Origin of the sequence: Pseudomonas sp. LAIL14HWK12:I1 (assembly GCF_003202095.1) — a bacterium.
In the GTDB taxonomy this organism is placed as follows: domain Bacteria; phylum Pseudomonadota; class Gammaproteobacteria; order Pseudomonadales; family Pseudomonadaceae; genus Aquipseudomonas; species Aquipseudomonas monteilii.
Map to the genome: position 1 here is coordinate 540,255 of NZ_QJKG01000001.1, position 18,966 is coordinate 559,220.

The 18,966-nt window shown below is 65.0% G+C and carries 5 protein-coding genes; 1 reads left to right on the forward strand and 4 read right to left on the reverse strand.

Features of this window, described 5'->3' with window-relative positions; translation table 11 throughout:
• Nucleotide 1 precedes the first annotated feature (1 nt).
• Complete coding sequence (locus D906_RS02440; protein WP_027615211.1) at nt 2–14,206, reverse strand: non-ribosomal peptide synthase/polyketide synthase; 14,205 nt, start codon at nt 14,204–14,206, stop codon at nt 2–4.
• 184 nt (nt 14,207–14,390) lie between these two features.
• Between D906_RS02440 and D906_RS02445 the strand changes: the two genes are divergently transcribed.
• Nucleotides 14,391–15,344, forward strand: coding sequence for a siderophore-interacting protein (locus D906_RS02445; protein WP_033694610.1), 954 nt, complete (start codon nt 14,391–14,393; stop codon nt 15,342–15,344).
• Between the two features lie 40 nt (nt 15,345–15,384).
• Here D906_RS02445 and D906_RS02450 read toward each other — a convergent pair whose 3' ends face one another.
• The 3 genes from D906_RS02450 to D906_RS02460 all read right to left on the reverse strand — a co-directional run bounded on the left by D906_RS02450 (nt 15,385) and on the right by D906_RS02460 (nt 18,927).
• Nucleotides 15,385–16,773: an aspartate aminotransferase family protein gene (locus D906_RS02450; protein WP_016711680.1), complete on the reverse strand. Its 1,389-nt coding sequence runs from the start codon at nt 16,771–16,773 to the stop codon at nt 15,385–15,387.
• Nucleotides 16,774–16,924: 151 nt separating this feature from the next.
• Nucleotides 16,925–18,247 carry an ATP-binding protein gene (locus D906_RS02455; RefSeq protein WP_027609465.1) on the reverse strand — a complete coding sequence of 441 codons (1,323 nt, stop codon included), beginning with the start codon at nt 18,245–18,247 and terminating at the stop codon, nt 16,925–16,927.
• Complete coding sequence (locus D906_RS02460) at nt 18,244–18,927, reverse strand: response regulator transcription factor (RefSeq protein WP_016711682.1); 684 nt, start codon at nt 18,925–18,927, stop codon at nt 18,244–18,246. Before D906_RS02460 ends, D906_RS02455 begins: the two co-directional genes overlap by 4 nt.
• Nucleotides 18,928–18,966: the final 39 nt, after the last annotated feature.

Consider the following 18,966-nt stretch of genomic DNA (forward strand, 5'->3'; position numbering starts at 1 on the left):
TTCAAACACTCTCCAGTTCTGCCAGGAAATCACTCAACTCATCGACATCCGCTGCGCTGGCAGGCGCCAGCTCAGCCATCGTCGCCACGTAGTCCGCAAGTCGCCCGGCACCGAACAGGGCCGAAAGCGGCACCTCCAGCCCCAGCAGCAACTGCACGCGCTGGGTCGCCTGGACTGCCAGCAGCGAATGCCCGCCCAGCTCGAAGAAGTTGTCGTTCATGCCGACCCTTTCAAGCTTCAGCACATCGGCCCAGATCGCTGCCACCTGCACTTCAAGTTCGCTGCAAGGCGCCACGAAACCTTGCTGAAGCGTGTTTGCATCCGGTGCAGGCAGGGCTTTGCGGTCCAACTTGCCATTGGGGGTCAGTGGCAGAGCGTCCAGCGCGACGAAGTGCGCCGGGACCATGTATTCCGGGAGCATGGCCTTCAGGTACTCACGCAGGGTGTCGCGAAGCGCCTGCATGCACGCATCAGCCACAAGGTACGCGACCAGTTGCCGCCCACCCGGGCCTTCGCTATCGATCACCACCGCTTCGCGAATGGCGGGATGCGCAAGCAGCTTGAGTTCGATCTCGCCCAGCTCGATGCGGAAGCCACGGATCTTCACCTGATGATCGATACGCCCGATGTACTCGATCATGTCGTCGTTGCGATAGGACGCCAGATCACCTGTCCGGTACAGACGGCCTCCGCCATGCTCGGAAGTATCGAAAGGATCGGGCAGGAATTTCTCCGCGGTCAGTGCCGGACGCCCCAGATAGCCCCGGGCAAGACCGGCACCGGTAAGGCAGAGCTCGCCCGCAACCCCGGACGGCATGGATTTGCCATTGATGTCCAGCGTATACGCTGTCGTGTTCGCGATAGGCCGGCCAATATTGGCTCGCCCACCGGACTCACGGCGGGTCCAGGTGGAATAGGTGGTGTCTTCGGACGGGCCGTACAGGTCGTAGACATGTTCCACATGGCCCAGCGCATAGAGCCTGTCCACCACTGGCTGCCGCAAGGGTTCGCCTGCCAGGTTGACAATGCGCACGCTCGCAGGCAACGAACCGGCGTCGAGCAGTGCCTTGATGGCCGAGGGCACGGTGTTGACCAGGCGTACGCGTTCTCGCGCCGCCAGGTAGGGCAGTTCCAGCGCATTCTGCGCGAGCACCGCGTAGCCACCCGCAGCCAGCGTGACAAACAGCTCCCATACCGACAGGTCGAAACAGATGGACGTCGATGCCAGCACGCCTTGCAGGTCCTGCGTGGTGTAGACCGTGCGCGCCCAGCCGATCAGCGCCGTGACATTGCGGTGCTCGATCAGCACACCTTTGGGCAACCCCGTGGATCCCGAGGTGTAGATGCTCAGTGCCAGGTTGCCCGGCGCGGTGACATTGTCCAGATTCCCATCAGCGTCGTCTCGCAGCTGCAACCGGTCAAGCAGCAAGACTTCGGCCGTCCCGCCCTGCGGCAGGCGATCCGCCAGCGAAGCCTGGGACAGCAACAGACGAGCCTGACTGTCCTGCATCATGTAAGCCAGGCGATCACGGGGGTAGAGAGGGTCCAGCGGCACATACGCACCGCCTGCCTTCAAGATGGCAAGCAGACCGATCACCATCTCCAGGCCGCGCTCGAGTGCGACCCCTACCAGCACATCCGGGCCCACCCCGCGTTCGCGAAGGTGGTGCGCCAACTGGTTGGCACGCCGGTTGAGCTGCTGATAGGTCAGGTGCTGGTCGCCGAAAATCAGCGCGGTGGCGTTCGGCGTGCGAGCGGCCTGCGCTTCGATCAACAGGTGCACACAAGGCGCGTCCGAAAGCGACAAGGCATCACCGTGTCGATGAGCGAGGTCTTGCAGGTCCTCGTCCTCGGTCGTCATTGCCAGGTCACCCAGCCTCTGATCTGCGCCACTGACCAGCGCCTGCAACAGCGTGCCGAAGTGGCGGGCGATCTGCGCGATGCTTTCTTGCGTGAAACACTGGCGGTCGTAGCTGTAGTGCACCGACAGGTGCGTACCTGCGCCAATCGCCAAGGTCAGCGGCACGCTCGACTGTTCATGCCCGCGCACGTTGCCGAACACGAGCCCGGCGGGTGCGCCCTGCTGCAGGGCATCGCCGACCGGGTAGTTCTCGAACACCAGCAAGGTATCGAACAGCCCTTCCCCACCCGATCCGGCCCAGCGCTGGATATCGTACAAGGGGCTGTGCTCGTATTCGCGCAGCGCCAGGTTCTGCACCTGCAGTTGCTGCACCCATTGCGCCACCCGCTGCTGCGGACGCGGGTTGGCGACCACCGGCAGCGTGTTGATGAACAGCCCCAGCTGTTGCTCGACACCGCGCAGCTCCGCCGGGCGACCGGATACCGTCGCGCCGAAGCTCACGCACGATTGCCCGGTGTAACGCTGCAGAAGCAGCAGCCAAGCCGCTTGCACCAAGGTATTGACGGTCACCCGCTGCTGCCGGGCAAAGGCAGCCAGCGCCTGCGTCTGCTGCTCGCTCAAACGCTGCTGGTGTTCACCGTAGCCGGTACCCAGGCGGGCCTTGTCCTGACGCATGGCCAGTGCCAGGCGCGTAGGCTCGTTCAGGTCATGCAACTGCTGCTGCCAGAAGGCCTGAGCTTGCCCGGCATCCTGGCGCTGCAGCCATTCGATGTAATCGCGATAGCGGCCCGTCACCCCACCGTTCGGCACCCCGGCATAAGCCTGGAGCACCTCAGCGAGCAACTGCGCATTGCTCCAGCCATCCATCAGAATGTGATGACTGGTGAAAACCAGATGGCACGATGCTTCGCTGGTGCGGATAACCGCCAGGCGCAGCAGGGGGTCATGCTGCAGGTCGAAGCCCTTGCGCAGATCGGCTTCGGCCCAGCTGTCCACGGCCGCACCCTGCTCGGCGATGCCGGCCCAGTCCAGGTACGTGAACGGCAATTCGAGCTGCCTGCGAATGACCTGCAGCGGGTGCTGGAAGCAGGTCACGAAGTTGGCCCTGAGCACCTCATGGCGATCGACAGCGGCCTGCCAGGCGAGCCTGAAGCGTGGTACGTCGAGCCCTTTGACGTCAACGCGCATCTGGTTGATGTAATGCCCCCCGCCTTGCTCGAACAGGCTGTGGAACAGCATGCCCTGCTGCATGGGCGCAAGGGGATAGAGGTCTTCGACCAGCGCCGCCGGAACAGGCAGGCTGTCCAGTTGGGCCTGGGTCAGCCCGGCCAGCGGAACATCCGAAGGCGTCAAACCTGCGTGGGCATCCGCCAGGCAATGCTCGACAATCGCCTTGAGCTCGGCAGCGAACTGGTCGGCCAGGCGCTGCACCGTGTCAACGTTGAACATGTCGCGGCTGAAGGTCCACTCAAGGTTCAGCTCACCGGCATAGACCTGGCCATTGATCGACAACCAATTGTCCAGCGGCGCTTCGCTGCTCTGGCTGGCGCCGGCGCTTTCGCCAGCGGGCACCAGGAACGCCGACGCATCGGCGTCCGAACCTGGCGCGAAGCTGCCGTCGAACTGCCCCAGGTAGTTGAAGGTGATGTGTGGGTTCGGCAACTGCGCAAGCGCCGCGCGGGCCTGCTCATCGCCCAGGTAGCGCAGGGCACCGTAGCCCAGGCCTTTGTCGGGGATCGACCGCAGCTGTTCCTTGATCCGCTTGATCGACGCATCAAGCGTCTGCTCCGGGCTCAGCCGCACCGGGAACACGCTGGTGAACCAGCCCACGGTCCGCGTCAGGTCAACGGTATCGAACAATTCTTCGCGGCCATGCCCCTCCAGTTGCACGAGCACGTCGCTGCGCTGGGTCCAGCGTGCGATGACGCGGGCCAGTGCGGTCAGCAGCAGGTCGTTGACCTGCGTACGGTAGGCAGCAGGTGCCTGTTGCAGCAGTTGCCGGGTACTGGCCGGGTCAAGACGGGTGCGGGCGGTGCCGACATGCATGCCATGCAACGAGCCACCTGGGTTGTCGCAAGGCAGGTCTGCATCAGCCTGGCCGAGTTGCGCCTGCCAGTAAGCCAGCTGCGCCTGCAGCGTTTCGCTGCGTGCGTAGCGCTGCAAGTGCGCAGCCCACGCCTGGGTCGAGCTGGTCTTGGCAGGCAGGTCGAGTGGCTTGCCGGCGTGCAACTGGTGGTAGGCGGTTTGCAGGTCTTCCAGCAGCACCCGCCAGGACACCCCGTCCACCACCAGGTGATGGATCGCCAGCAACACGCGCTGGCTGCCATCCGCGAGGGTTGCCAGCAATGCCCGCAGCAACGGGCCACGCTGCAGATCAAGGCTACCCTGAACGTCATTGCACAACGCTTCAAGCGCTTCGGCATCCGCCACAGTAGCCTGCCACAGCAGACCTTGCTGTGGCTCTGGCGAACCGTAACGAGCCGTCCATTGACCCTCTGCACAATCGAAGCGCAGGCGCAGCGCGTCATGGTGGATCACCAAAGCCTGAAGCGCTTGCTCCAGTGCCTGGCTGTCGAGCGCCTGACCTGCCTTGAGCAACAGCGCCTGGTTCCAGTGGTGGCGCTGGGCAATGTCCTGCTCGAAGAACGATTGCTGGATCGGCAGCAGCAGGGTCTGGCCAGTGGCAGCCTTCTGCTCGATCAGCAATCCGCCTTCGTCCCCTTGCCTGGCGACCGAGGCCAGCCCTTGGACGGTCTGGTGCTGGAACAGCTCTTTGGGGGTGAAGCGGATACCCGCCTGGCGCGCGCGGCTGACCACCTGGATCGAAATGATGGAGTCGCCACCCAGTTCGAAGAAGTTGTCGGACAGCCCCACCTTGTCGACTTTCAGAACATCCGCCCAGATCCCGGCGATGGTCTGCTCCAGCGCGTTTCGAGGTGCCACGTACACCTGCTGCAGCTGAGTGACGTCAGGCGCTGGCAGGCCCTTGCGGTCCAGCTTGCCATTGGGCGTGAGCGGTAACTTGTCGAGGAACACCAGGTGCGTGGGTACCATGTAGTCCGGCAAGGTCGCCTTGAGGTGATCGCGCAGTTCGCTGCGCAGCAGGCTCTGCCCCGGCAGGTCGTCGAGCTGCACATCCGCACTGACCAGATACGCGGCAAGCTGCTTGCCGCCTGGCCCCTGGATGTCGATGACCACACTTTCGCGCACCGCCGGGTGATCCTGCAACCGCGCCTCGATCTCGCCAAGCTCGATACGGAAACCGCGGATCTTGACCTGGTGGTCGATGCGCCCCAGGTAGTCAACCAGACCGTCGGCGCGGGTGCGAGTCAGGTCACCACTGCGGTAGACGCGCTCGCCGTTCGCGGCGAACGGGTCGGGGACGAAGCGCTCGGCGGTCAGGCTTGGCCGGTCGAGATAGCCACGCGCCAGGCAGAGCCCGCCGAGGAAAAGTTCGCCACTGTGCCCCAACGGCACCAGGTTGAGGCTTGCGTCGAGGACATAACTGCGGCGGCGCCCGACCAGGCGGCCGATAGGCGCGTAGGCCGCGCCGCAGGTATCGCCTGGCGATGCGCTCCAGAGCAACGGTGTGACCACGGTTTCGGTCGGCCCGTAGCCGTTGAAGATGTATTGCGGGCGCAGGGCCTGCCAGGCCAGCTCGTATCCGGCTTGCGGTACGGCATCACCACCGAAGCAGTAGATTCGCACCGGTGGTGGGTTGCCCACGCGCAGGGCATGCTCGGCCAGCTGTTGCAGATAGACCGGCGGGAACACGGCAATGGTCACGCCATGCCGGTGCATCTCGGCGTAGGCCTGCTCGGGCAGCCACAGGCTGTCGTCACGCACCAGCACACTGGCGCCGTTGATCAGCAGGTGCATCCAGGCCTCATGGGCGCCATCGAAGGCGAAGGACATGAAGTGCAACTCGCAATCCTGCGGGCCGGTTTCATAGCGTTCACCGTTGGCCAGAATGTGCGAGGCCAGAGGCCCGTGCGCCACTGCGACACCCTTGGGCATGCCGGTCGAGCCCGAGGTGTAGATCACATAGGCAAGGTTGTGCTTTGACAGCGCCACCTCGGGCGCCGTGTCCGGGCCTTGCTGCCAGGCGGCCGGCAGGTCCACCGACAGCGTCGGCAACCCGTGGGGGATCGGCAGCGTGCCCAGCACATCGCTCTGCGTCAGCACCAAGGCCGCAGCACAGTCCTGCATCATGTAGCGCAGGCGGTCCTGCGGATAGGCGATGTCCAACGGCACATACACGCCACCTGCCTTGAGCACTGCCATGAACGCCACCATGATGTCGGTGGAGCGGCGCATGGCGATGACCACCCTGACCTCTGGGCCGACCCCTTGCTCGATCAAGCGGTGCGCCAGGCGATTGGCCTGCGCATCGAGTTGGCGGTAGCTCAGGCGTTGATCGTCGAAGCGGATTGCGATGGCTTCGGGCGTGCGGGCAACCTGGTCTGCGAACAGTTGATGGACGAAACGGTCGTCCGGATGGTCGTCGCCAGTCTGGTCCCACCTTGCCAACAGTTGTTCACGCTCCTGGCTGCCCAGCATCGCCAGCTCGGCGACACGCTGATGGGGCTGACGCACGATGTCGGCCAGCAGGTTGCACCAATGCTGCGCCAGCGCCTCGATGCGCGGGCGGTCGAACAGCGACGTGGCGTAGACCAGCGAAGCGCCCAGCCCCTCGGCATGCTCGAAGGTATCAAGGGTGAGGTCGAACTGTGCGGTATAGCGCTCCCAGGCCATGCCTTGAACTTCCAGCCCGGGCAGGCTGCGCACCTGCCCCCGCTGTTCGGTCTGGTGATTGTAGAGCGCCTGGAACAGCGGGCTGTGGCTCAGACTGCGCTCAGGGTGCAGCGCCTCGACCAACTGCTCGAACGGCAGATCCTGATGAGCCTGGGCCGCCAGGGCCGTCTGACGCGTTTGCTCAAGCAGCTGGCTGAAGGTGGTGTGCAGGTCGAACTCGGCCTTGAGCACCTGGGTATTGACGAAGAAGCCGATCAGGCGTTCGGTTTCCAGGCGGTTACGGTTAGCGATCGGCACGCCGACGCGAATGTCGTCCTGCCCCGAATAGCGGTGCAACAGGGTCTGGAAGCTGGCCAACAGCAGCATGAACAGGCTGACGCCCTGCTGCTGGGCCAGTGCCTTGAGCGCGTGCACGAGGTCGCGGTCCAGGTCGATGGCGAAACTGGCGCCGGCGAAGTCCTGGTTAGCCGGGCGCGGGCGATCGCCGGGCAGTTCGAGTACCGGCTGCCGGTCCCCCAGTTGGGCCTTCCAGTAGGCCAACTGGCGCTCACGCTCGCCGGCTTCCATCCACTGCCGCTGCCATACGGCGTAGTCGGCGTACTGGACAGGCAGCGCAGGCAACTGCGCCGCCTGCCCGTTGCGCCGCCCTTGGTACAGCTGCACCAGCTCATCGACCATCACCGGCATCGACCAGCCATCGGAGACGATATGGTGCAAGGTCAGTACCAGGACATGGTCATCCTCGGTCACCCGCAACAGTTTCACGCGCAGCAACGGCCCGTGCTCCAAATCGAAGGGACGTTGCGTCTCTGCCTCGACCAGGCGCTTGAGCAGCGCGGCCTGTTCGTCTCCCTCGCACGGTTCGACCCCTTCGCAGGCCAAGCTGAACGGCTGCGCCGGGTGGATCACCTGCAGGGCTTGGTCACCGGCCTGGCGGAAGGTGGTACGCAGGGTCTCGTGCCGCGCGATCAGCGCTTCGAAACTCAGGCGCAGTGCCTCGACATCCAGCTCGCCGCGCAGTCGCAAGACCGTGGCCATGTTGTAGGCGGTACTTTCAGGGGCCATCTGCCAGAAGAACCACTGCCGCTGCTGGGCATAAGACAAGGCCAACGGCTGGGTGCGGTCGACCGGCTGCAACGCCAGGGCAGCCGCGTGCGTGCCCTGCCCTGTCAAGGCGACGAAATCAGCCAGCACCGGGGCTTCGAAAAGCGTGCGCAGGGGTATTTCCAGGCCCAGGGCCTGGCGAATGCGCGAGGTGACCTGGGTAGCCAGCAACGAATGCCCGCCCAGTTCGAAGAAATGGTCGGTCAGGCCGATGCGTTCAACCTTGAGTACCTGGGCCCAGATGGCTGCAATCTGTTTTTCACGTTCGCTGCGAGCGGGCACATAGGCTGGCTGTTCGAGGCTCAGGTCGGGCCTTGGCAGCGCCTTGCGGTCCAGCTTGCCGTTCGGCGTCAGCGGCAATTGGCCGAGGAACATCAGGTGCGCCGGAACCATGTAGTCCGGCAATGCAGCCTTGAGGTGGCTTGCCAGGTTTTCACGCAGCGCATCCTGCGGTTCAACACCGCCCTCGATCACCAGATAGGCGACCAGTTGCTTGCCGGTGGGCCCGTCGATGTCGATGACCTGTGCTTCACGCACCCTGGCATGCTCTTGCAGTCGCGCTTCGATCTCGCCCAGTTCGATGCGCAGGCCGCGAATCTTGACTTGATGGTCGATGCGACCGACATAGTCGAGAACACCCTCGACACGGGCGCTTGCCAGATCGCCGGTACGGTACAGACGGCCGCCGCCGACCGGGTCGAACGGGTCGGGAATGAAGCGCTCGGCGGTCAGCGCAGGGCGGTTGAAATAGCCACGGGCGAGACAGCCGCGACCACCGATCAGCAGTTCGTTCACCCAACCGGCCGGGGCCAGGACAAGGCCATCGTCACAGACATAGGTCACCCTGCCGCCCACCGCCCGCCCGATCGGCACGATGGCCTTGCCACCGGCACCAGGCTGCAAACCTGCACAGTCCTGCACGGTGGTTACCACCGTCGCTTCGGTAGGCCCATAGGTATTGAGCAGACGTGCCTGCTGCAATCCGCTGGCGTACCAGTCGCCAAGGCTTTCCATCGGCATGGCTTCACCGCCCACGTGCACCTGACGCAGCGACGCGCAGGCACCGGCGGGCAGCTTTTCCGCCGCCAGCATGCGCCAGTAGGCGGTGGTCAGGTCCGCCACGGTGATGCCGTGGGTGACGATGGCCTGCTTGAGGGTTTCGATGTCCCACAGCTGCGAGCCGCGCATGACGACCCGGGCACCGCAACACAAGGCCGGGTAGAGCTGCTCGACAAAGCCGTCGAAGTTGACCGTGGCGAACTGCAGCACCCGATCACTGGCATCGAGCCGCGAATAGTCAGCCGCCACGCTGCAGAACACCGACAGCGCCCGATGAGCGACGGCCACACCTTTGGGCTTGCCGGTGGACCCGGAGGTGTAGATCACATAAGCCAGGTTGTCGGGGACGGTCAGGCTCACCGGGTTGGCCGTACTGTAGTTGCCCAGCCAGTGCTCATCCGCCTGCATTTCAAGGCAGGTCACCGCTGTGGAAACCGGCAGCATCGGTGTCAGGTGGGGCTGGGTCAGGAGCAGGTGAACACCGCTGTCCTGCACCATGAAACGCAGGCGCTCCTGCGGGTATTGCGGGTCGAGCGGCACATAGGCACCACCGGCCTTGAGAATGCCAAGCAGGCCTACCACCATGTCCAGGCTGCGTTCCACGGCGATGCCAACACGCACCTCAGGCCCCACGCCAAGCTCGCGCAGCTTGTGGGCCAGCTGGTTGGCGCGGCGGTTGAGTACCTGATACGTCAACGCCTGATCATCGAGGACCAGCGCCGTAGCCTCCGGTGCGCGCAGCACCTGCGCCTCGAACAGCTGATGCACGCCGAGGCCTTCGGCGAAACGCAAGGGGGCCGGGTCGACGGCTTCAAGTGCCAGCTTGTGCTGGGCAGCCGAAAGCAGAGGCAGCTCGGCCACCGGCAATGCCGCGTTACTGGCCAGGGCGCCCAGCAGGTTGACCCAGACCGATGCCAGGCGTTCGATACGCTCGACGTCGAACAGGTCCGATGCATAGCCGAAGGAGGCGATCACACCCTCGCTGCGTTCGAGGGTGTCCAGCGACAGGTCGAACTGCGTGGTGTGCTCGACCAGGTCGACCTCCTCGACACGCAGCCCTTGCACGCTGTCGCCGGAGACCCGCTCGCCAAGGTCGCTCAGGTGGTTGTACATGACCTGGAACAGCGGGTTGTGGCCCAACCCCCGCTCGGGTTTGAGCGCTTCCACCAGCACATCGAAGGGGATGTCCTTGTTCGCCTGAGCCTGCAGGGTGGTCTCCTTGACCGCCAGCAACAAATGCCTGAAGGACTGCAACGGATCGACCGCCACGCGAGCGACCAGTGTGTTGACGAAGAAACCGATCAGCCCCTCCAGCTCAAGGCGATTGCGGTTGGTCACCGGCATGCCGATGTTGAGCGTTTCGCGCCCGCTGTAGCGCGACAGCAGCAGTGCGAACGAGGCCAGGAACACATGGAACAGCGTGGCATTGGCGGCAACCGCCAGGCGCTGCAGATCGGCGGTGAGCGCGGCAGGCAGGAGCACATCCACGCGCCCGCCGCGGTAGCTCTGGACCTGAGGGCGAATACGGTCGGCAGGCAGTTCGAGGACTGCGAAATCGTCTTCCAGCGTGGTTTTCCAGAATGCCAACTGGGCCTGCAGCTCGCCCGAGGCCAGGCGTTCGCGCTGCCAGGCGGCGTAATCGGCGTACTGCACCGCCAACGCCTGGCGTTCGAGCGACTGGCCGGTGGTGTGAGCGTTGTAGACGGCAGCCAGCTCGCGGACCATGACGCTCATGGACCAGCCGTCCGAGACGATGTGGTGCAACAGCACGGTCAGCACCTGCTCCTGCGGGCCACCCTGGAACAGCTTGACCCGAATCAGCGGCCCCTGTTCGAGATCGAAGGGCGTAAGCGCCTCGTCGTGTAGGCGCTGCTGCAGCGCCCGGCTGTCGGCAGTGCTGAGGTCATGGTACTCGATGCACGGCGACGCTGCGGGCAGTATGCGCTGCCGGGGGATGCCGTCATGCTCTTCGAAGATCGTGCGCAGGGATTCATGGCGCATCACCAGCGCATCGAACGCAGCCTGCAACGCGTCCCGGTCCACCTGGCCTTGCAAGCGGATGGCCAGGGGAGTGTTGTAGGCAGTGCTTTGCGGGTGCAGCTTCCAGAACATCCACTGGCGATACTGGGCGTGCGAAACCTGCAGCGGCACCGTCCGGTCCAGCACCTGGATCTCGCCTCCGGCGACCTGCTCCAGCCCCTGCAGCGCCTCGACGAAACCGGACAGGTCGGCAGTGTCGAACAGCACCCGCAAGGCCACGTCCAGGCGCAGTTGCTGCCTGATCCGCGAGACCACCTGAGTGGCCAGCAGCGAATGGCCACCCAAGGCGAAGAAATTGTCGTCGAGGCCGACCTGGGCCTGTTGCAACACGTCGGCCCAAATGGCCGCGACCTGCATCTGCAGTGCGGTCTCGGGAGCCCGGTAAAGGGCTGTGACGGCGACCGGCTCAGGCAATGCCTTGACGTCGACCTTGCCATTGAGAGTTACCGGCAGATGCTGCAGCAGCATCAGGTAATGCGGCACCAGATGCTCGGGCAGGGCGAGCTTCAACGCGGCCCGGATACCGTCGACGACAGCTTGACGGGCTTCGTCCTGCGCAGCCCAGTGCTGCGGGACCAGGTAGGCGGCCAGCTGCCGATCGGCGTCTTCGCCAACCACGCGCACAACGGCGCTTTCGATCCCCGGCAACTGCCGCAGACAGGCATCGATCTCGGCCAGTTCGACGCGGTAGCCGCGAATCTTCACCTGGCCATCGATGCGCCCGGCAAAAATGCATTCGCCGTCAGCGTTCAGGCGTACCCAGTCGCCGGTACGGTACATCCTCGCACCCTCGGTGCCGCAGGGGTCGGGCACGAAGCGCTCGGCAGTCAGCGCCGCCTGGCCCAGGTAGCCACGCGCAAGCCCTGCACCGGCGATATAGAGCTCCCCCCTGGCCTTGCCGGGCACGGGTTGAAGGCAGCTGTCCAGCGCATGGGCGCGCAGGTTGTCCAGCGGCTGGCCGAGCACAGGGCGATCCTGCAGGGCATGGGTAAGGACGCCGACCGTTGTCTCGGTGGGACCATAGTGGTTGATCACGTCGAGGTCGGGCGCCAAGGCCTTGATGCGGCCCAGAAGCGCCGCAGTGCACGCTTCGCCCCCCACCACCAGGCAGCGCCGTGGCAAGGCTTCGGCGCCTGCGGCGAGCATGGCCTGCAAGTGCGAGGGGACGATCTTCAGTGCATCGATGGCATGCGCCTGCAGGTAGGCGGCGAAGACCTGGGCATCGAGCACGGTCTCCTTGGGCAGCATGTGCAGGGTCTTGCCGTAGCACAGTGCACCGAACAGCATGGTGTGGCCAAGGTCGGCCGCCGGCGTGGTGACCATTGCCAGGTTGCCGATCTGGTCCATGGGCAGGCGTTGGCTGACGCCGCGCACGTAGTTGACCAAGGCGCCATGGCTGACCGCGACGCCCTTGGGCTTGCCGGTGGTGCCGGAGGTGTAGATGACATAGGCAAGGTTGTCGGCATGGACCGCCACCTTGGGCGCCGACGCAGACGGGTAGTCGCCCTCCACGTCAATCGCTGCGACGCCTTCAGGCAGGCTGATCTGCCCTGCTCGGCCCACTACCCACTTGACCTTGCTGTCGGCAAGCATGAAGTCGATGCGCGACTGAGGCTGGTCAGGGTCCAGCGGCAGGTAGGCGGCACCGGCCTTGAGCACGGCCAGGATGCCGATGAGCATCTCGCAGGACCGGTCGGCCACCACGCCGACCCGCTGATCCAGCTGTACGCCTCGCGCCAGCAGTGCGTGGGCCAGGGCATCCGAGCGTGCCTGCAAGGTGGCATAGCTGATTCGACCGGCGTCGCCGCTCGCTGCAAGGCCTTGCAGGTTGAGGTTGGCGGCCGTTTCGACCAGGTGATGGACGCACAGGCCGGGCGTTTGCGCCCCGGCAGCTTGCGGCTCCAGCGGCTGTACCGCCTGGGTCGCCAAGGGCAGTTCGCCGACCGCAGTGGCGGGCGATTGGGTCAGTCCGTCCAGCAGTCGCAGCCAATCCTCGCCGAAACCGATGATCGTGGCTTCTTCGAAGACATCCAGCGCATAGGTGAACACCGCGTGCAGACGCCCGGCACTTTCATAGGTGTCCAGGGAAAGGTCGAAGCGAGCGCTGTGCTTGTCCAGGGCGACTTTTTCCAGCGTCAGCCCACTGCCAAGGCGAACCTGACCGGCGTCGGCGATGGCCGCCTGGTGGTTGAACAGCACCTGGAACAACGGGCTTTGCGCGCTGCTGCGATCCAGTTCGAGCGCCTCGACCAGGCGCTCGAACGGCAGGTCCTGGTGCGCCTGGGCGCCCAGGGCGGTGTCTTTGACCCGGCCAAGTAGCTGGCTCACATCCATGAGCGGGTCGATATCGGTATGCAGCACCTGGGTGTTGATGAAGCAACCGATCAAGCCTTCTACTTCAGTACGGTGGCGGTTGGCGACCGGAACGCCGACGCGGATGGCGCGCTGGCCACTGTAGCGTTGCAGCAGCAGCTTGAACGATGCCAGCAGCACCATGAACAGGGTAACCCCCTGGGCACTGGCCAACGCCCTGAGACGCTCGGCAAGCGCTGGGTCGACCTGCAACTCGCGCCGCGCGCCGCGATGGCTCGGTGCGCCGACACGGGAATGGTCGAGCGGCAGCTCAAGCACGGCATGATCATCGCCCAGCTTCTCGCGCCAGTAGCCCAGCTGTCGCTCCTGCTCACCGGCTTGCAGCCAGCTGCGTTGCCACAGCGCATAGTCGCGGTACTGGATGGGCAGCGCCGGCAGGGTCGCTTCGCTGCCCTGACAGGCGGCATCGTACAAACGCACGAACTCGTCGATCAGCACGTTCAGCGACCAGCCATCGGCCACGATGTGGTGCAGGGTAAGCAGCAGCACGTGCTCGTCGGTGGCCAGTTGCAGCAGGTTCACGCGCAACAGCGGCCCTTGCAGCAGGTTGAAAGGTGCCTGCGCTTGGGCTTCGGCCAGTGACGCGACACGGGCTTCGCGTTGCGCCGCTGCCAGGGCGGTGAGGTCGTGCTCGACGATGGCAACGGCCTCGGCAGCGAGGACCTCCTGGTACAGATGCTCACCCTGGGTACGCAGGCGCGTACGCAGGCTCTCGTGGCGCGCAACCAGGCGATCGAACGCTTGCTGCAGGGCCTGGCGGTCGAGCTTGCCCTTCAGGCGCACAGCCATGGGCAGGTTGTAGGCAGCGCTCTGAGGGTCCAGCTGCCAGAGAAACGACATACGCCGCTGGGCGTAGGACAACCCATCGCGGTCATCGCAGGCAACATCGGCAGGGATCGGAAACAAGGAAAAATCGACGCCCTCTGCCTTTAGCCCGGCCAGGAACAAACGGCGTTTTTCCGGCGGCAGTTCGATAAAGCGGCGAGCGAGTTTCAACGAGTTTTCGGCATTCATGCAATGCGTCCTTAGCGATAGGAAGCGGGACCACAGGGCCCAGTCATCCCTCAAAGACGAAACAGCCGCGAGCTGATTTAGCCAAAGCCCCGGCCACCGCCGGCAGCCCAGGCTGCGCGATTAAATCACCGGGTGGGCGACTCGTCTGAAGGTCATACCCATCCTCCAGAAGGCGGCCCTCGCGATGCTCTCCACCCTGGCCAACAACCTGCGCAAGCGGGTCACTCAAGCGCTCCCCGGCAAACGCCCCAGCTATCGAATCTTCAATATCCAGCTGAAGCGGCGGATCGCGCTCAGCCCTTCGCTCACCCGGCTGGTATTCACCGGACCAGAAGTTGTTGAAATGACCACCCTGGCCCCAGACCAACGGGTCAAGCTGCTGTTTCCCGCCCCCGACGGCTCACCGCCCAGCCTGAACAACGACCTGCACTGGAAGGCCGCGCACAGCGCGCTGCCACCGGCCCAGCGCCCGCCGATGCGCACCTACACCATCCGTGCCTTGCGCCGTGAGGCGCTGGAGGTGGATATCGACTTCGTGCTGCATGGTGTCAACGGCCCCGCCTCGGCCTGGGCCACCCACGCGCAGGTGGGTGACCGTTTGCAGATAGTCGCGCCCAACCTGGCCTATGAGGGCGACCCCGGCGGTTATGAATGGAAGCCACCCCAGGGCGTGCGCAATGTGCTGTTGGTAGGTGACGAAACCGCACTGCCGGCGATTGCCGGCATCCTGGAGCAACTGGCCGACACCCAGCCCGAGCTGGCGGTGCACGCGTTCATCGAGGTGCCGCTGGAGGCGGATTGCCTGAACCTGCGCCATGGCGATGCCACTGCGCTGCGCTGGCTGCCGCGCGAACGGCTGAGCTGCGCACATGGCCAAGCCATGCAGCACGCCGTGCGCGAGCTGGCCAGCCTGCCGCTTGGGCACGCCACACCACGGGCGAAGCTGGAAGACGTGGATATTGATACACGTATCCTGTGGGAACAGGCCAGTAGCGACAGCAGCGAGTTTCACGCCTGGGTGGCGGGGGAATCGGCGACGGTGATGGAGATACGCCGGTACCTGATCAAGGAACGTGGATTGCAGCGAGAATGCCTGACGTTGATGGGGTATTGGCGGGCCGGTCGAACCTTTGATTGACGTGAGACAGCCGAGGGCGCCGTGCGCCCCCGGCTATCGGTCAGACTGCCGCGATGAACGCCTCGGCAAAACGCTGCGCCACTTCATCGATCTGCTCGCCGCTGATGATCAACGGTGGCAGGAAACGCACCACGGCGCCATGCCGCCCACCCAGCTCCAGAATCAGCCCGCGCTTCAGGCACTCTCGCTGCACCTTGGCCGCCAGATCGCGGTTGGCCAGCGGCTGGCCAAGCGCATCCTTGCCCTGCGGGTCCACCAACTCCACGCCGAGCATCAACCCACGCCCGCGAATGTCGCCCAACTGCGGGTAATCACGCTGCAACTGCTGCAGGTGCCTGCGCAAGCGCAGCCCCATGGCCTCGGCGTGCTCGGCCAGGCGGTGTTCCACCAGGTAGTTGATTACCGCCGAGCCCGCCGCCATGGCCATCTGGTTGCCCCGGAATGTGCCGGCATGCGCGCCCGGCTTCCAGGTGTCCAGCCAGTCGCGGTACACCACCACCGCCAACGGCAGGCTGCCGCCAATGGCCTTGGACAAGGTGACCACGTCCGGCACGATGCCGGCATGCTCGAAGGCGAACATGCGCCCGGTACGGGCAAAACCGCTCTGGATCTCGTCGACGATCAGCGCCACGCCGGCCTGCTCGGTGATGCGGCGCACGCCCTTGAGCCATTCGATATCGGCCGGAATCACCCCGCCCTCACCCTGCACCACCTCGAGGATGACTGCAGCCGGCAACGGCACACCACTTTCCGGGTCGAGCAGCAGGTTTTGCAGGTAATGCAGGTTGGCCTTGACCCCGGCTTCGCCACCCAGGCCGAACGGGCAGCGGTAGTCGTAAGGGTACGGCATGAACTGCGCCCCATTGCCGAGCAAGGCCCCCAGTGGCTGCTTCGGCCCATGGCTGCCCATCAGGCTCAACGCCCCCAGGCTCATGCCGTGGTAAGCGCCCTGGAACGCCAGCACGGTGCTACGACCGGTGGCCGTGCGGACCAGTTTCAGCGCTGCTTCTACCGCATCGGTGCCGGTCGGGCCACAGAACTGCACCTTGGCCTCGCGGCGTAGCGCCTCGGGCAGGATGCCGAACAGGTCCTGGACGAAGCGGTCCTTGACCGGCGTGGTCAGGTCCAGGGTGTGCAGGGGCAACTCATCGGCCAGTACCCGCTGGATCGCCTCGACCACCACCGGGTGGTTATGGCCCAACGCCAACGTGCCTGCGCCGGCCAGGCAATCGATGAACTGGCGGCCTTCGACATCTTCCACATGGATGCCACGGGCGCGCTTGAGTGCCAGCGGAATGCGCCGTGGGTAGCTGCGGGCGTTGGACTCTTGTTGCTGCTGGCGTTGCAGCAAAGGCGAATCAGTGAACGCGTACAAAGGCTGCGGCGCGTTGGCCACAGGGAGCTGGGCAAGGCTGGAAGCGGTGGACATGGGTGAATCCTCGCAAGCAAGCGAATGAGCGGTTATCGCTTGGAAAACGCTTGAGTGCCGGGAGGATTTAGCGGTTGTTACTGGATTTTACTTAAACGGTGTTGGCCCTTTCGCGGGTAAAGCCGCGAAAGGGCCAACACCGGCAGCGAAGTCAACTGGCCGAGCGCGCCGGCACCTGCAACAAGACCCGCAAACCATCGCTACGGCTGTCGAACCTCAGGCTACCCGCACACCGCTGCACGATCGCCTGCACGATCGCCAAGCCCAACCCGCACCCACTACTCTGTCCGTTACGCCAAAAGCGCTCGGTCAGGTGCTCAAGGTCGGCGTCGGCAATCCCCGGCCCATGGTCGCGCACCATGAACCCCACCTGCCCGTCGGCCATCTGCACCTCCAGCTCTACTGCCTCGTCGCCACCATGGCGCAAGGCGTTGTCCAGCAGGTTGCGCAGTGCGGCCACCGCCAAGGGGGCCGGCATGCCCAGGTAGATCTGCGTCGCTTCTTCAGGCAAACGCAGCACGATGCGCCGGTTATCGCCGCCACCTGCGTCCTGCACCGCCTGCCGGGCCACCTGTTCGGCGCTGCACTGCACGCCATCTTCGAACGACAGGCTGCCTTCTACCCGCGCCAGCATCAGCAACTGCTCCAGCGTGCGATGCATGCGGTCGGCCCCTTGTTCGGCATGCTCCAGCGCCTGCTCGCGCACGGCGCCGTCGGTCATGCGCGCCACTTGCAGGTGGGTCTTGATAGCGGTCAGCGGGCTGCGCAGCTCATGGGCGGCATCGTCGGTCAGGCGCCGCTCGCGCTCGATGGTCTGGGCAATGCGCAGGAACAGCTGGTTCTGGGTTTCCAGCAACGGCTGCAGTTCGCTGGGCATGCCTGCCACCTGCAGTGGCTCGACGCTATCAGCCCGCCTTCGCCGTAGCGCATCGCGCATGCGGTTGAGCGGCTCCAGGCCTTTGCCCAGGCCAATCCACAACAACCCCAGGCTGCCGAGCAGGGCCATCAGCACCGGTGCCGAAGCGGCCAGCAGAATCGACTGGTTCAGCGCTTCACGTTCCATGTGCCGGTCAGCCGTGGTGATGCGCACATCACCATGGTTGTAGGTGAAGGTACGCCACAGTGCACCGTCGATCGTCTGGTCACGGAAGCCACTGCGCTCGTCGTCCATGGCGCCATCATGCTTGTGGTTGCTGGCAAGGATCTCGCCACGCAGCGAGCTGACCTGGCAGGCCATGCCGTCCGGCACGCTGAACTGGTCGGCAGAAATGTGCGCCTCCCCGCCCTTGGCGGTGAGCGGCTGCGGCAACTGGTCGATCAGCCCGGCGACCATACGCGCCGACGCCACCAGGCGCTGGTCAAGGGAAAACATCATCTGCTGGCGCAGGTCGCGCAGCATCCACGCGGCGGCCAGCACCCAGATGATCACGAAGGCACTGCCCAGGATCAGGCTAAGGCGTACCCGCAGGCTCATGATGCGGCCTCTTCCGGCGCCTGCGCCGGGCCCAGGCGGTAACCCAGGCCACGTACGGTCTCGACGATGCCGTTGCCCAGCTTGCGCCGCAGGTGGTGGATATGCACGTTCAGGGCGTTGCTCTCGACTTCGTCGCTAAAGCCATACACGCAGTCTTTCAGTTGTTCGCTGGACAACACCCGCCCGGGGTTCTGCAGCAATGCCTGGAGCAGGGCCTGCTCCCGGCGGGACAAGTCGACCGGCCGCCCGGCCAGGGTCGCCTCGCAGCTGCTGGGGTCGTAACGCAAAGGCCCGTGTTCGATCACATTCACCGCCCGCCCCGCCACCCGCCGCAGCAGGGTGTGCAGACGAGCGGCCAGCTCGCGCAGGTCGAAGGGTTTGAGCAGGTAGTCGTCGGCACCGGCCTGCAGGCCATCGACGCGGTCGGTGACGGCATCACGGGCAGTCAGCACCAGTACCGGCAGTGTTTCGCCCTGCTGGCGCAGGCGGCGCAGCAGTTTCAAGCCGTCTTCGTCAGGCAGGCCGAGGTCGAGAATCATCACATCGAACTGCGCGGCCTGCAGCATCGCCCGCGCACCGGCGGCGTTACCCACCCGGTCAACGGTCAAGCCCTGGGCAGTAAGGCCGGCGCAGATGCCGGCGGCGATCAGGTCGTCGTCCTCGCAGAGCAGAACGTGCATGGTGGGGCTCCCGGAGTGGTATGGCTGGCATTGCACCTT